The sequence below is a fragment of the Kitasatospora sp. NPDC032757 genome (assembly GCF_055579305.1).
On the sequence record NZ_JBVINN010000003.1, the window covers coordinates 437,975 to 452,740 of the forward strand.

Sequence of the window (14,766 nt, forward strand, 5' to 3'; positions counted from 1 at the left end):
CTCCACAAGGACGTCCGCGGGGACGCCCGCAAGGACACCCGCAAGGACACCCGCAAGGACGCGGGCAAGGAGCCGCACGACCGTCAGAACGGGTACCAGCGCACGTCCGTCGCCCCCGCGCGCAGCGACTCCACCCGGCGGCGGAACTCGGCGAGCGCGGCCGGGTTGCCCGGCGCCTGCTGCGCCACCCAGGAGGCGCTGGCCGTCTCCCGGGCGCCGCGCAGCACCGCGAAACCGGACCACTCCCGGACGTCCCAGCCGTACCGCGCGGTGAACGCCCCGTACTCCTCGGCCGGGACGCCGTACCGGTCGTGGCTGAGCGCCAGCACGACCAGGTCGTGCTCGCGCAGGTCGTGCGAGACGTTCTCCAGGTCGAGCAGGACGGGCCCGTCCGGGCCGACGTGCACGTTGCGCGGCAGCGCGTCGCCGTGGATCACACCGGCCGGCAGGTGCGGGGGGAGGTCGGGCAGGGCGGCCGCGAAGGCGTCCCGGCGGTGGCGCAGGAAGGCGACGTCGGCCGGGTCGACGTGCCCTTCGGCGGAGGCGAGCCAGCGCTCGACCGGGGCGAGGAGGTCGCGGCGGTCGAGCGGGAAGGGCGGTGGGGGGAGCCGGTGCAGGGCGCGCAGCAGCGGCGCGAGGTCGGCGGGCCGGGCGGGCCGGACGGCGGGTGCGAGCCGGTGCCAGAAGGTGACGGGGTGTCCGTGGGCGATCTGCGGCTCGGGCGGCACGCCGTCGTAGGGGCGGACCACGGGGACACCCCGGCCGGCCAGCCAGTGGGCGACGGCGAGTTCGTGGTGCGCGCGCTCGTACAGCTCGGGGCCGCGGCCGACCTTGGCGACCACGGCCGGGTCGCCGAGGTCGAAGACGGCGTTCTCGCCGAGGGCGAGCAGCCGGGCGTCGCCGGGGCCGGGCAGGCCGGCGGACTCACAGGCGTGGGCGAGCAGCAGCCGGGCGCGGCCCTCCTCGAAGGGGAGCATGGCGGACTCCGTTCCGTGGTGGCGGGGAGGGCGGGTCCGGTGGCACGTGCCGGGCCCTGCGGGACGGTGATCATTCTGGCAAACGCGGGCCGGGCCCCGCGTGATGCGGGGCCCGGCCCTGATGCGTCGTCGTGCTGCCGCGGGATCAGACGGCGATCCGTCGGTGGCGGGCGCCGTCGGCGGCGGGCGCCGGGGCGTGGGCGCCGACGGGGGGGAAGGACTCGCCGTGCGAGAGGTCGGGCAGCCACCGCAGCCAGGACGGCAGGTACCAGTTGCGCTCGCCGAGCAGGGTCATCACCGAGGGCAGCAGCACCGCGCGGATGAGCGTCGCGTCGATCAGTACGGCGACCGCCAGGCCGACGCCCATCTGCTTCATCGCCTGCATCGAGAGGGTGCCGAAGACCGCGAACACCGCCACCATGATCACCGCGGCGCTGGTGACCACCCCGGCCGTGGAGCGGATGCCGTGCGCGATGGCGGTCCTGGTCGGCAGGCCCCGGTCGCGGCCCTCCTTGATCCGGGAGACGACGAAGACGTGGTAGTCCATCGAGAGGCCGAAGAGGATCACGAAGAGGAAGAGCGGCACCCAGGACTCGACCGCGCCGACCCCGGCGGTGCCCAGCAGCGAGGCGCCCACCCCGTGCTGGAAGACCAGCGTCAGCACCCCGTAGGCGGCGCCGACCGAGAGCAGGTTGAGCACCACGGCGGTGGCGGCGACGGCCAGGGAGCGGAACGAGGTGAGCATCAGCAGGAAGGCGAAGGCCACCACGAAGCCGAAGACCAGCGGCATCGAGCCGGTCATCTTCTCGTTGAAGTCGTACGAGCCGGCGGTGCGCCCGGTGACCGGGGCCTCGGTGCCGGCCACCCGGAGCACGGTGGCGGGGACGATCTCGGTGCGCAGGGTCTTCAGGGCGGCGTTGCTGGTCGCGTCGTTGCCGCTGCCGTTGAGCGGGATGTCGACGGTGGCGATGTTCTTGTCGGGGTGGACGGTGACCTCCACCGGGCCGTGCATCCGCCCGCTGGCCAGCGCCTTCTCCTTGAGGCCCGCGATGGCGGCGGTCATCGCCGGGGAGTCGATGTCGGCGGCCTTGATCACCACGGTGGCGGGTGCCGGGCTGCCGGGGAAGGCCGCCTCGATCTTCTGCGAGGCGGCGACCAGCGCGTTGCCCTCGGGCAGTTGCTGCTGGAACGTGAGGTTGGCGGTGTGCATGGTGACCAGCGGTGCGGCCAGGCCGACCAGCAGCGCGCCGGCCAGGACGGTGGCGGCGAGCGGGCGGCGCAGCACCGGGGTGAGGATCGCGTTCCAGAGCCGGCCGCCGGCGGGGGCGGTGTCGGGGCGGCGCAGCTCGGCGAGGAAGGGGACGCGGCCCTTCTCGACCCGGTCGCCGAGCATCGAGAGCAGCGCGGGCAGCACGGTGAGCGAACCGAGCACCGCGGTGATGACGACCACGATGGTGGCGTACGACATGGCCTGGAACTCGGCGATGCCGGTGAGGAACATGCCGGCCATGGCGACCACCACGGTGACGCCGGAGACCAGGACGGCCCGGCCGCTGGTGGCGGCGGCGATCTTCAGCGCGGTCTCCAGGTCCCGCCCGGCGGCCCGCTCCTCGCGCTCGCGGCGCAGGTAGAAGAGGCAGTAGTCGACGCCGACGGCGAGGCCGACCAGCAGCATCACCGAGCTGGCGTTGTTGCTGGTGTGCAGGAACCCGCTGCTCAGCGCGACCAGTCCGCCGGCCGCGACGAAGGCGGTGATGGCGAGCACGACGGGCAGGACGGCGGCGACCAGTGCGCCGAAGGCGACCAGCAGGATGCCGAGGGCGAGCGGCACGGCCGTCCACTCGGCGCGGGCGAAGTCGTCGGAGAACTGCTCGTCGATCCACTTGCCGGAGCTGGCGTCGCCGAGCTCGACCACGGTGAGGCCGGGGTGCTGCTTCTGCACGGCGGCGACGGCGTCCAGGACGGCCGGGACGTTCTTGACGGCGTCCTCGTGCTCCCCCTTGAGCGTCAGCTGGACCAGCGCCGAGTGGCCGTCCGGCGAGACCGCCCGGGTGTCGTAGGGGGAGCGGACGTCGGCGGCCTTGCCGGTGGCGCCGACGCCGGTGATCACCTGCTCGACGGCGGCCCGGAAGGCCGGGTCGTCGGCGGCGAGCGAGGCACTCTGGACCAGGACGGTCTCGCTCGCCGGGGACTTCAGCCCGGCGTCGTCGAGGATCCTGGCCGCGCGGGAGACCTGGCCGGGCATCGCCTCGGACTCCTTGACCTCGGTACTGCCGTGCACGCCGCCGAGGTAGGCGGCGAGGACGACGGAGAGCAGCCAGCCGAAGACGGCCGTCTTTCTGTGCCGGGCGCTCCAGGCGCCCATGGCGGCAGCTGTGCCGAGCCTGGTCTTCACGGGAATCCCCCTGGGAGAGCGGCGGTGGCCGGCCGAGAGGTCGGGCGGGCCGCCGGTATCGGGCGCCGGCTGTGGGTCCGGCGTCTCAACCGACAGTAGAAAAGGGGAGGTTGACGGGGTATCCGGCTGGCGGGGGAGTTCTCCCTGGGGTCTGCCCGGGGGGCGGGGTGGGGTTATCCCTACCGGGGAACCCTGACTTCTCCTCCTTGGGACCGGGTGCGAAGTCCACCCTGAGGGGGAGCTGTCTCCACCCGGAGCACGAGGTCAAGAGGCCAGGCGGCGGGTCAAGATGGTGTGGGGCGCCGATGGGCGTTCCCCGAGGGGGTCGGCTTTACGGGGGCCGCTTGCCGGGCGGCAAGCAAGTACTCGTAGGATGATGTCCTCAGACTCACTTACCTGCCGACCGGCTAGGGGCGGGCCTCGTCGCCATGCCCTGCCGGTCCTCCGTCGCCCGACGTCCCGTCCCCCAAGGGCTGGCGGTGAACCATGCCCAGGAGGCATCACGAGCATGTTCCACCGACTAGGACAATTTGTCGTCCGCCGCGCCTGGTGGGTGATCGCGGCGTGGGTCGTCGCGATGATCGCGATCGTGGCCACGGCGCCGAAGATCACCGCGCAGACCGACGAGGCTTCCTTCCTCCCGAAGCACTACGAGTCCATCCAGGCCTCGGCGCTCCAGGAGAAGGCGTTCCCGGCCAGCTTCACGCCCTCCGCCCTGGCGCTCTTCGAGCGCAACGACGGCGGCGCGATGAACGACGCCGACAAGGCCGCGATGGCCAAGATCGTCCAGGGCCTCACGGACAAGAAGATCAAGAACGTCGAGACGATCATCCCGGTCGGCGAGCAGACGACGTCCAAGGACGGCAAGTACGCGCTCGCGCCGATCGCGATCGACAAGAAGACGCAGCAGTCCGACGAGTTCGGCGAGACCGCCAAGAACCTCCGTGAGGAGGGCAAGTCGCTCGCCTCGGGGACCGACCTGAAGTTCCAGCTCGGTGGCGCCGCCGCCCAGGCCCTGGACCAGAAGGAGTCCTCCGGCTCCGCCGACGCCCTCATCGCGATGTCGACGGTCGTCCTGGTCGCGCTCATCGTCGGGATCATCTTCCGCAGCATCCTGGCCGGATTCCTGCCGATCCTGATCTCGCTGGCCGTCGCCATGCCGACGTCCAACGGCGTGATCGCCTACGCGACCAAGGCCTTCGGCCTGGAGAGCACCCCGGTGCTCTCGGCGATCCTGATCGTCGTCGTGCTCGGCGTCGGCACCGACTACTTCCTCTTCCTGGCGTTCCGCTACCGCGAGCGGCTGCGAGCCGGTGACGAGCGCAAGGAGGCCGTGGCCAACGCGGTCGGCCGGGTCGGCGAGGCCATCGCCTCGGCGGCCGGAGCCGTCACCGTCGCCTTCGCGGTGCTGATCCTCTCCAGCCTCGGCATGTTCAAGGCGCTCGGCCCGGCCCTGGCCATCGCCGTGGTCGTCACCGCCTTCGCCGCGCTCACCCTGGCCCCGGCCGTGCTCACGGTCATCCCGGCGCGCGCCGTGTTCTGGCCGGGCAAGAAGTGGATGAACGAGCCCCGCAACGCACGCTTCGCCGCGCTCGGCCGCATGGTCGAGAAGCGCCCGGGCATGGTCGCCCTGGCCTCCGGCGGCGTGCTGCTGGCACTGTCGGCCGGCGCCCTCGGCTACAGCGGCACCTTCGACCTCGCGGGCAGCTCCATGCCCAAGGACAAGGAGTCGATGGTCGTCCAGGACAAGCTGATGAACGGCTTCTCGGCCGGCGCGGCCGACCCGAGCCACGTCTACCTGACGAGCAACAGCAGCGCCAAGCTCGACCCGGCCAAGTTCGAGGCCTACGCCGCCAAGCTCAGCGGGGTGGCCGGGGTGTCGCCGGTGGCGGCGAAGCCCCAGCTCAGCGAGGACGGCCGGACGGCCGACTTCACCGTCCTGCTCAAGAACGAGCCGGCCAGCAACGCCGCGATCGACTCGGTCACCGACCTGCGGGACGTCGCACACAGCGAGGCGCCGGCCGGCACGGAGGCGAAGGTCGGCGGTCTGACCGCCGTCTACAAGGACATCAACCTCGCGATGACCCACGACTACAAGCTGGTCTTCCCGATCGCGGGTCTGCTGATCCTGCTGATCCTGGGCCTCCAGCTGCGCAGCGTGGTCGCCCCCTGGTACCTGATGGCCTCGGTCGGCCTCGGCTTCTCGGCCACCCTCGGTGCCGCCACGCTGCTCTTCCAGAAGCTGGGCAGCGAGTCCGGCCTGATGTTCATGCTGCCGATCCTCATCTACCTCTTCGTGGTGGCGATCGGGACGGACTACAACATCCTGATCATCGCCCGTCTGCGGGAGGAGGCCCGCGCGGGCCGCAACCCGCGTGAGGCGGCCCGTGAGGCGCTGCGCCACGGCGGCCCGACCGTCGCGGCGGCCGGGTTCATCCTGGCGGCGTCGTTCGCGACCTTCATGCTCGCGGGCAACGTCTTCATGCTGGAGTTCGGCTTCGCGATGGCCTTCGGCATCTTCCTGGCGGCCTTCGTGATGGCGCTCTTCTTCACCCCGGCGCTCACCGCGCTGATCGGCCGCGCCGCCTGGTGGCCCGGCCACGGCGCCGACGACCAGCACCAGTCCGGCCCCACCCCGGTGGCCGGTCCGCACGGTGTGCCGGAGCCGGCCGGACGGCACTGACCGTCCCCGGTGCACGGCAGGCACGCGGCGTCCGCTCCGGCGGGCGCCGCGTGCCCCTTTCCGTGCGGCGGCAAACGTGACGTGGTCGGCAAAAAGTCCCCGGTCAATCGGGGTGCCCTCGTGCTACAGTCGGAGCAGTTGCAGTTTTGGTTCCCATGAACGTTTGTGTGCGCCTGCTGGTTCAACCCAACAGGCGCATTTGTTTTGTCCGGTGTTTCAGTCTCCGGATGGGGATCGCGGCTACTTGGGGTTCACGAGGTGTGGACCCTGATGCCCCAGTTTTATGAGGAGACGGTTATGGCTACCGGCACCGTGAAGTGGTTCAACAGCGAAAAGGGCTTCGGCTTCATCGAGCAGGACGGTGGCGGCGCTGACGTGTTCGCCCACTACTCGAACATCAACGCCCAGGGCTTCCGTGAGCTCGTCGAGGGCCAGAAGGTCGAGTTCGACGTCACGCAGGGCCAGAAGGGCCCGCAGGCCGAGAACATCCGCGTCATCTGAGTCCAGCTTCCGAGCTGACTCGCGATCTCGCGTAGCGAGGGCCCGTACCGCACGGTGCGGGCCCTCGCGCATGCCGCCGAACGGCCGGGGCGGCGAACTCCATCCCGACGGCCGACCAGCCCCGACAGGGGCTGTGCCTTCCATCGGACGGAGACTCCGTGACCACCCCTGCCCGCTCGCCCCGTGACGGCGACCGCACCAACCGCCGCACCGACCGCACCGCCGGCGACCGCCAGGCCGGTGACCGCACCGGCGGCGACCGCCCGCGCAAGCCGCGCAGCCGCACCGGCGGCGGCGCCCCGCGCACCGGCGGTGCCCCGCGCGCCGCCCGCAACGGCGCACCCCGCAACAACGCCCCGCGCGCCGCCCAGGCGCCCGCCGACTTCACCGTCGTCGAGGGCACCCCGGCCCGGCCCCCGGCGGCGAGCTTCGGCGAGCTGGAGCTGCCCAAGGGCATCCTGAACGCGCTCACCCGCGAGGGCGTCACCGAGCCGTTCCCGATCCAGGCCGCCACCCTGCCGGACTCCATCGCCGGCCGCGACGTGCTCGGCCGCGGCCGCACCGGATCCGGCAAGACGCTCGCCTTCGGGCTGCCGCTGCTCGCCCGCACCGCCGGCAGGCGTGCCGACGCCCGCCACCCGCTGGCGCTCGTCCTGACGCCCACCCGCGAGCTGGCCCAGCAGGTCACCGAGGCGCTCACCCCGTACGCGACCGCCGTCAACCTGCGGATCGCCACCGTCGTCGGTGGCATGTCGATCACCCGGCAGGCCAACGCCGTGCGCCGCGGCGCGGAGGTGCTGGTGGCCACCCCGGGCCGGCTGGACGACCTGATCAACCGGGGCGACGTCGTGCTCGCGGACGTGGCCATCACCGTCCTCGACGAGGCCGACCAGATGGCCGACATGGGCTTCCTGCCGCAGGTCACCAAGCTGCTGGAGCAGGTCGCCGAGGGCGGTCAGCGGATGCTGTTCTCCGCCACCCTGGACCGCAACGTGGACCGCCTGGTCAAGCGCTTCCTGACCGACCCGGTGACCCACTCGGTCGACCCGTCGGCGGGCGCGGTCACCACCATGGACCACCACGTGCTGCAGCTGGACCCGGCCGACAAGGCCTCCGCCACCGCGCACATCGCCTCCCGCGACGGCCGGCTGATCATGTTCGTGCACACCAAGCACGGCGCCGACCGCCTCGCCAAGCAGCTGCTGGCCAACGGCGTGAAGGCGGCCGCGCTGCACGGCGGCAAGTCCCAGCCGCAGCGCAACCGGGTGCTCGACCAGTTCCGCGACGGCCACGTCACCGCGCTGATCGCCACCAACGTCGCCGCCCGCGGCATCCACATCGACGGCCTCGACATGGTCGTCAACGTCGACCCGCCGATCGACCACAAGGACTACCTGCACCGCGGCGGCCGCACCGCCCGGGCGGGCGAGTCCGGCACCGTCGTCACCCTGGTCCTGCCCGACCAGCGGCGCGAGGTCAGCCGGCTGATGACGGTGGCCGGCATCCGCCCGACCACCACCAAGATCCGCCCGGGCGACGCCGAGCTGAGCCGGATCACCGGCGCCCGCACGCCCAGCGGCGTGCCCGTCAGCGTGGCCGTCCCGGCGCCGGCCGCGGCGCCCGCCGCCGAGGGCAAGGCGGCCGGCAACGGCGCGCCCCGCCGCCGGCCCGGCAAGCGCTCCGGCCTGCCCGCCGACGTGGACATGAACGGCAACCCGCGCCGCCCCCGCCCGAAGCAGCGCATCGGCGCCGGCGGCGGCCAGGGCGGCGGCGAGACCGGCGGGCGCCGCCAGGCGGCCGGCTTCATCGGCCACTCCTCGGGGCGTGCCAAGCCCGGCTCCGGCGCCAAGTCCGGCTCCAACTACGGCACCGGCCGCCAGCGCCGCAAGGCCGACTGAGCTCCCTCCCGTCCGACCACGGCCCGGCTCCCCCTTTGCACGGGGGAGCCGGGCCGTGTGCGTTTCTTTCGGTCGGATCAGTGGCCCGTCCGGCCTGCCCGGGCCGTTCTCGCCCCTTGTCGTACACATTCCATCCGTGTGCGCACCAGTGGCGTGATCTTTCCCTGCCCTGTTGACCATGAACGTGCAGTGCCCGAAGATTTCACACGGCCTGCACAAGTGACGCACCATCATCACAATTGCCCTGCGGGCAGGCCGACCGGTTCACCGTCCCCGGAAGGACCCTCCCGATGCGTCGCACCGCCGCCCTGCTCTCCGGTGCCGCCCTGCTCGGCGCCGCCGCGACCTTCGCCACGCCCGCCGTCGGCGCCCAGGCCGGGGGCTGCACCGCCTACACCGGCGGCTGGAACGCCTACGGCGTCTGCGGCGGCATCGACCCGCTGCAGACCTGGTACGTCACCGCCACCTGCCAGTACTGGAACGCCGAGCACACGGTGCAGTTCTCCCGGTCCGTCAACGGCTACCCGGTGGCCGGTGACGGCACGTCCGTCGCCTCCTGCGGGGTCAACGACACCGTGATCCTCCCGCGCGTCGTCTACGGCGGCCGGCTGCCCACCCAGCCCGGCGGCCCGGTCGGGCAGATCAGCGGCTACGCGGACAAGTGCGTGGACGTGAAGGGCGCGAGCAGTGCCGACCGCACGCCCGTCCAGATCTACGACTGCAACGGCGCCAACGCCCAGCAGTGGAAGATCGCCACCGACGGCACCGTCCGCGCCTTCGGCAAGTGCATGGACGTCACCGGCGCCGGCACCGGCAACGGCGCCAAGGTCCAGCTCTACACCTGCAACGGCACCGGCGCCCAGCAGTGGCAGGTCCGCGCCGACGGCTCGATCCTCAACCCGCGGTCCGGCCGCTGCCTGGACGACCTGGGCTTCTCCACCGCCAACGGCAACCAGCTGGGCATCTGGGACTGCAACGGCGCCGCCAACCAGGTCTGGCACGTCCCCGCCTGACCGGCTCCGGCCGCCCGGCCGACCGGACCACCCACTCGCACCTCCCAGGAGCTTCCCCATGCGTCGTACCGCCGCGCTGTTCGCCAGCGCCCTGCTCGCGGGAGCCGCCGCGCTCACCGCGCCGGCCGCCAACGCCGCCGAGAGCACACCGTCCGCCCAGGCCGCGCAGGCCGCCGGTCCGGCGGACAAGTGCACCGTCGTCCCCGACGGCTGGGGCTACCGCGGCACCTGCTCGGGCATCGACCCGATGCAGACCTGGATGCTCGGGGGTCCCTGTGTGAGCTACGACATGAACAACCCCGGGGTCCCGATCGTCACGCCGGCGTGGAACGAGGGCTGGGTCGCCGGCAACACCTCCACCACCGCGGGGTGCCCCGGCATGTCGTCTTCGTGGGGGATGAACATCTCGTTCGGCCCCACACCCCCGGCGGGCGGGGTGACCGGTCAGATCACCGGTTTCGTGAACAAGTGCCTGGACGTGCGCATGGGTACCAGCCGTAACGGCACGCCCGTCCAGATGTGGGACTGCCTCGGCAACGTCAACCAGTCGTGGAAGATCGCCTCCGACGGGACCATCCGCGCGGTCGGCCTGTGCCTGGACCTCCAGGGCGGGCGGACCGACAACGGCACGCCGGTGCAGATCTGGGAGTGCAACGGCGCGATCAGCCAGCAGTGGAGGGTCCGGGCCGACGGCGCGATCGTCAACGTGAAGTCCGGCCGCGCCCTGGACGTCCGGGGCTGGGACACCGCCAACGGCGCGCTCGCGCAGATCTGGGACTTCAACAACACGGCCAACCAGCTCTGGCACGCGCCTGCGTGACCCCGGCCCGGCTCACCCGAGCACGCGGCGGGCCAGGACGGCCAGGCCCGCCGCGATGCGCTCGGGGGTGAGGCCGGCGTCGCGCTGGTGGCGGAAGAGCTCGGGCGCGAGCGGGGCGAGGAGCTGGTCGGCGACGGTGTCCGGGTCCGCGAGCCCGGCCCGGCGGGCCAGGTGGGCGACGTGCAGCCGCCAGAACGCGTAGGCGCCGGTCCGGTAGCGCGCCGCGCCGGTCTCCGCGCCGAGCACCAGGTGGACGTGGGTCTCCAGCAGCTCGACCATCGCCGCGTAGAAGGCGGCCAGCCGCTCGGCCGGGGCGGGCTCCGGCCCGTCGGCCACGCCCGGGCCGAGCGGCGCCGCGCCGTGCAGCAGTCGTTCCTGGAGGGCCCGCTCGTGCTCGTCGAGCAGGGCGCGGGCGATGGACGCGCGGTCCGGGTAGCGGCGGTAGAGCGTGCCCCGGCCGATGCCGGCGGCCCTTGCGATGTCGTCCATGGTCACGCCGGCGGGGTCGCCCGCGGCGAACAGCCGCTCGGCGGCAGCCAGGATCCTGGCGCGGTTGCGGGCGGCGTCGGCCCGTTCGCGCGGCGGGCGGCCGTCGGCCAGCGGGAGTTCGGGCGGCGGGAGTTCGGTCACGTGCTCCACGATAGGAGGCAAGTGGACACAGCGTCCACTTGCCTCCTATCGTGCTGCGTGACGACAAGCGGACAGTGTGTCCACTTGTTGCTCCGGCCTTGCCATGCCCGACTCCACACCGGGGGGTTTCACCATGTCCCGACTCCTGCACCTGAACAGCAGCGCCCGCACCGACTCCTTCTCCCGCCGCCTCGGCGCCGCCTTCACCACCGCCTGGCGCGACGCCGGCGGGGGCGAGGTCGTCCACCGCGACCTCGCCGCCGATCCGGTGCAACCGATCGGCGAGGGCTGGACCCGGATCTGCGACACCCTGCTGCGCGAGGGCATCACCGACATCGCCCGCTACGGCGAGGCCGTCCGCACCGGGCAGGAGCGGGAGGCCTGGGCGGTCGTCCGGCCGCTGCTCGACGAACTGGTCGCGGCGGACGTCGTGCTGATCGGCGCGCCGATGTACAACTTCGGCATCCCCGCGGCGCTCAAGGCCTGGATCGACCAGGTCACCTTCCCGAAGATGGTCCTCGCGCCCCGGAAGTTCGTGGTCGTCGCCGGCCGCGGCGGCGCGTACGGTCCCGGTACCCCGCGCGAGCCCTTCGACCACCACGGCCGGTACCTGCTCGACTTCTTCCTCGGCCACTACGCGGTGGAGGACGGCGAGGTCATCGCCGCCGAACTGGTCAACTCGCTGGTCGACCCGGGGCTGGCCGGCCGCCGCGCGCAGCACCTGGACTCCGCGGCCGACGCGCAGCACCGGGCCGGGGAACTCGGCGCGAAGCTGGCCGGCCACCGCATCCCGAGGGAGGGCTGAGACCGTGCCGTGGATCTGGCTGCTGCTGGCGGGTGTCGTCGAGGTCGCCTGGGCGCAGTCCGTCAAGCCGACCGAGGGGTTCACCCGGCTCCCGCAGACCGTGCTCTGCTTCGTCCTGATGCTCGGCGCCGTCTACCTGCTCGCCCGCGCCCTCCAGGACCTCCCGACCGGCACCGGCTACGCCGTCTTCACCGGCATCGGCACCATCGGCACCGTCCTGACCAGCCTCGTCGTGCGGCACGAGACCCCGTCCCCGGTCGCCCTGGCCGGCCTCGCCCTCATCACCGCCGGCCTGATCACCGTCCACCTCGGCACGACCGCCGACTGATGCGGACGCCGCCCACCGGAGCCCGCCAGGGCCGGGTGCAGCGTCCGCGCCGGGTGGGCCGACGACACCGCAGTGGGGTTGATCTGTCGTCAGGTGCCCAGCCAACGCGTGAACGGGCCCGCCGTGCTCCGGCCTCAGGCGGTGAGTGCGGGGACGGCCCGGGCGGTGAGCCGCGCCGCGTCATAGCGCTCCACCAACAGGCGGGCGACCTCGGGGGCCGCGCCGAGGACCCCGGCCAGGAGGCCGGCGCCGGCCGCGGCGTCGGCGATCCGGTCGGGGAGGCGGCCCGGGGCGAGCAGGTAAGGGGAGACGGCCACCTCGGCGGCGCCGGCGCGGCGGAGCGCGGCGACGGCGTCGGGGACGCGGGGGCCGTCGGCGGAGGCGTAGGCGACCTCCACAGCGGCCCAGCCGCGGGTGCGGCGCCATTCGGCGGCGACGGCGCGGGTCGCGGCGTCGGCGGCCGGGTCGGAGGAGCCGGCGGCGGCCAGGACGACGCCGGTGCGGGCACGGACGGCGGGGGAGGCGAGGCCGAGCCCGGCCTCGGCGAGGCGGCGGTCCAGTGCGGCGAGCAGCAGCGGGGACGGGCCGAGGACATCGGCGACCGGAAGGCCGGCGCTGGCGCCCGCAGCGCGCAGCGCGGCGGGGATGTCGTGCTTGGCGTGGAAGGCCCGGTTGAGCAGCAGCGGCACGGCGACGGCGTCGGCCTCGGCGAGCCGGGAGACCACCTGCGGGATCCGCGGCGCGCAGTGGTCGAGGTAGGCGGTCGCGACCTCCAGCCCGGGGCGCAGCGCCCGGACCCCGGCGACCAGCTCGGCCACCGTCGCGGCGTGGCGGGGGTCGCGGCTGCCGTGGGCGATCACCAGCAGGGCGGGACCGCCCGCCGCCACCGGGGTGGCGGGGGCGACGGACAGCCGGCCTTCGTGCACGGTGGGAGCCTTACTTGACGGCGGCCAGCAGGCCGCGGTTGCGCAGGACCCGGCGCTCTACCGGGGTGAAGACGAGCAGTTCGATGGCGATGCCGACGAACAGGATGAGGATGATGCCGAGCAGCACGCCCGCCATGTCGGAGAACTCGCGCTGGTTCTCCAGGTACCGGCCGAGGCCGAGGCCCAGGTCGGGGGAGGAGGCGACCAGTTCGGCGGCCATCAGCGAGCGCCAGGAGAACGCCCAGCCCTGCTTGAGGCCGGCCAGGTAGCCGGGCAGCGCGGCCGGCAGCAGGATGTGCCGGGCGCCCGCGAGGCCGGTGGCGCCGATGGTCCGCCCGGCGCGCAGGAACAGCGGCGGCACCTGGTCGATGCCGGCCACCAGGCCGTTGGCGATGGACGGGACGGCGCCGAGCAGGATGACCGCGTACATCATCGAGTCGTTGATGCCGAGCCAGATGACCGCGGCCGGCACCCAGGCGACCGAGGGCAGCGACTGGAGTCCGGAGAGGACGGGGCCGAGCGCGGCCCGCACCGGCTTGACCCTGGCGACCAGCAGGCCGATCGGGGTGCCGATGACGAGCGCTATCAGGAAGCCGGACAGGCCGCGCCAGACGCTGGTCCAGATGATCGAGAACAGCGTGCCGGCGGTCCAGAGGTCCCCGGCGGCGTTCCAGACGTCGGTCGGGCTGGGCAGCTTGTAGGCGCTGGTGAGGTGCAGGCTGTAGGCGCCCTGCCAGAGGGCGAGCACCAGGACCACGCCGAGCAGCGGCGGCAGCGCCTTCTGCCGGAACACCTCGGCGGTGGAGCTGCGCTGCGCGGAGACGGTGTCCAGCGCGTCCAGGCCGGCGCCGACGTCGGCGGTGTCGGACGCGGGGCTCTTGTCGAGGACGGGGGTGGTGTCAGTGCTGGCCATGGCGACGGATCTCCCCACGCAGTTCTTCGGTGATCTCGATGGACAGGTCGGCGACGCCGGAGGACTCGATCCGGCGCGGCTGCGGCAGGTCGATCCGCCACTCACGGGCGACCCGGCCGGGGCGGGAGGAGAGCAGCACCACGCGCTGGGCGAGCCGGACGGCCTCCCGCACGTTGTGCGTGACGAACAGGACGGAGAGCTTGCGTTCGGCCCAGATCCGGGTGATCTCGTCGTGCAGGACGTCCCGGGTGATGGCGTCGAGCGCGGCGAACGGCTCGTCCATGAGCAGCACCGAACCGCCCTGGGCGAGCGCGCGGGCCATCGCGACGCGCTGGCGCATGCCGCCGGAGAGCTCGTGCACGCGCTTGCCGTAGGAGCCCTGGAGGCGGACCAGTTCGAGCAGCCGCTCGGCCTCGGCCCGGCGCTCGGGGCGGGGGACGCCGGCGAGCTTGAGGGCGAGTTCGATGTTCTTGCCGGCCGTGAGCCAGGGGAACAGCGCGTGCTCCTGGAACATCAGCGCGGGGCGGCCCCCGGTCACCTCGATCGTGCCGCGGGTGGGCTTGTCGAGGTCGGCGACCAGGTTGAGCAGGGTGGACTTGCCGCAGCCCGAGGCGCCGAGCAGCGTGACGAACTCGCCGGGCGCGACGTCGAGGGTGATGTCGTCCAGGACGTGCGTCTGCGCGCCGGGACGGCCGAAGGACTTGTGCACGTGCGAGATCCGGACGGCGGGCGAGCCGCCGCGGGTGCCGACGCCGGCGGCGTCGTCCGAGGTGGTCAGTGCCGGGGTCATCCGGACACCTCCTGCATCTGGGGGCACCTCCCAGCCGGAGGCTGGGGGCGGTCGTGGGCTCCTCCGGCCGGTCGGCGGGCCAGGAGG

General features: G+C 73.1%; 13 protein-coding genes. 7 read left to right on the forward strand and 6 right to left on the reverse strand.

Going from position 1 to position 14,766, the window contains the following annotated elements; translation table 11 throughout:
- Positions 1-83: 83 nt before the first annotated feature.
- A complete protein-coding gene (locus ACZ5WK_RS07485; protein ID WP_465545864.1) occupies positions 84-977 on the reverse strand; it encodes a phosphotransferase enzyme family protein in 894 nt (297 codons plus the stop codon).
- A gap of 145 nt (positions 978-1,122) precedes the next feature.
- Positions 1,123-3,342: an MMPL family transporter gene (locus ACZ5WK_RS07490; protein ID WP_465545961.1), complete on the reverse strand. Its 2,220-nt coding sequence runs from the start codon at positions 3,340-3,342 to the stop codon at positions 1,123-1,125.
- A 538-nt stretch (positions 3,343-3,880) separates the two neighbouring features.
- Here ACZ5WK_RS07490 and ACZ5WK_RS07495 point away from each other — a divergent pair.
- The 5 genes from ACZ5WK_RS07495 (at position 3,881) to ACZ5WK_RS07515 (ending at position 10,287) form a co-directional block, all read left to right on the forward strand.
- Entirely contained in the window at positions 3,881-6,055 is a 2,175-nt protein-coding gene (locus ACZ5WK_RS07495) for an MMPL family transporter (RefSeq protein ID WP_465545866.1), read from the forward strand.
- Between the two features lie 297 nt (positions 6,056-6,352).
- The gene (locus ACZ5WK_RS07500) at positions 6,353-6,556 is read left to right on the forward strand and encodes a cold-shock protein (protein WP_148645627.1); all 204 of its coding nucleotides are present in this window, start codon (positions 6,353-6,355) and stop codon (positions 6,554-6,556) included.
- 158 nt (positions 6,557-6,714) lie between these two features.
- A complete protein-coding gene (locus tag ACZ5WK_RS07505) occupies positions 6,715-8,454 on the forward strand; it encodes a DEAD/DEAH box helicase (RefSeq protein ID WP_465545868.1) in 1,740 nt (579 codons plus the stop codon).
- Between the two features lie 290 nt (positions 8,455-8,744).
- On the forward strand, positions 8,745-9,467 hold the full coding sequence (locus tag ACZ5WK_RS07510; RefSeq protein WP_465545870.1) for a ricin-type beta-trefoil lectin domain protein: 723 nt from the start codon (positions 8,745-8,747) through the stop codon (positions 9,465-9,467).
- A gap of 58 nt (positions 9,468-9,525) precedes the next feature.
- On the forward strand, positions 9,526-10,287 hold the full coding sequence (locus ACZ5WK_RS07515) for an RICIN domain-containing protein (protein WP_465545872.1): 762 nt from the start codon (positions 9,526-9,528) through the stop codon (positions 10,285-10,287).
- A gap of 12 nt (positions 10,288-10,299) precedes the next feature.
- Here ACZ5WK_RS07515 and ACZ5WK_RS07520 read toward each other — a convergent pair whose 3' ends face one another.
- The gene (locus tag ACZ5WK_RS07520; RefSeq protein ID WP_465545874.1) at positions 10,300-10,917 is read right to left on the reverse strand and encodes a TetR/AcrR family transcriptional regulator; all 618 of its coding nucleotides are present in this window, start codon (positions 10,915-10,917) and stop codon (positions 10,300-10,302) included.
- 133 nt (positions 10,918-11,050) lie between these two features.
- Between ACZ5WK_RS07520 and ACZ5WK_RS07525 the strand changes: the two genes are divergently transcribed.
- Both ACZ5WK_RS07525 and ACZ5WK_RS07530 read left to right on the forward strand, forming a co-directional pair.
- Positions 11,051-11,722: an FMN-dependent NADH-azoreductase gene (locus tag ACZ5WK_RS07525; RefSeq protein WP_465545876.1), complete on the forward strand. Its 672-nt coding sequence runs from the start codon at positions 11,051-11,053 to the stop codon at positions 11,720-11,722.
- 4 nt (positions 11,723-11,726) lie between these two features.
- Complete coding sequence (locus ACZ5WK_RS07530; protein ID WP_465545878.1) at positions 11,727-12,050, forward strand: DMT family transporter; 324 nt, start codon at positions 11,727-11,729, stop codon at positions 12,048-12,050.
- A 134-nt stretch (positions 12,051-12,184) separates the two neighbouring features.
- Here ACZ5WK_RS07530 and ACZ5WK_RS07535 read toward each other — a convergent pair whose 3' ends face one another.
- Genes ACZ5WK_RS07535 through ACZ5WK_RS07545 form a run of 3 tightly spaced genes read right to left on the reverse strand, consistent with a single transcriptional unit; the run spans position 12,185 to position 14,679 of the window.
- On the reverse strand, positions 12,185-12,976 hold the full coding sequence (locus ACZ5WK_RS07535; protein WP_465545880.1) for a sirohydrochlorin chelatase: 792 nt from the start codon (positions 12,974-12,976) through the stop codon (positions 12,185-12,187).
- Positions 12,977-12,986: 10 nt separating this feature from the next.
- Entirely contained in the window at positions 12,987-13,889 is a 903-nt protein-coding gene (locus tag ACZ5WK_RS07540) for an ABC transporter permease (protein WP_465545882.1), read from the reverse strand.
- Positions 13,876-14,679 carry an ABC transporter ATP-binding protein gene (locus ACZ5WK_RS07545; RefSeq protein WP_396319251.1) on the reverse strand — a complete coding sequence of 268 codons (804 nt, stop codon included), beginning with the start codon at positions 14,677-14,679 and terminating at the stop codon, positions 13,876-13,878. Before ACZ5WK_RS07545 ends, ACZ5WK_RS07540 begins: the two co-directional genes overlap by 14 nt.
- Between the last annotated feature and the right edge of the window lie 87 nt (positions 14,680-14,766).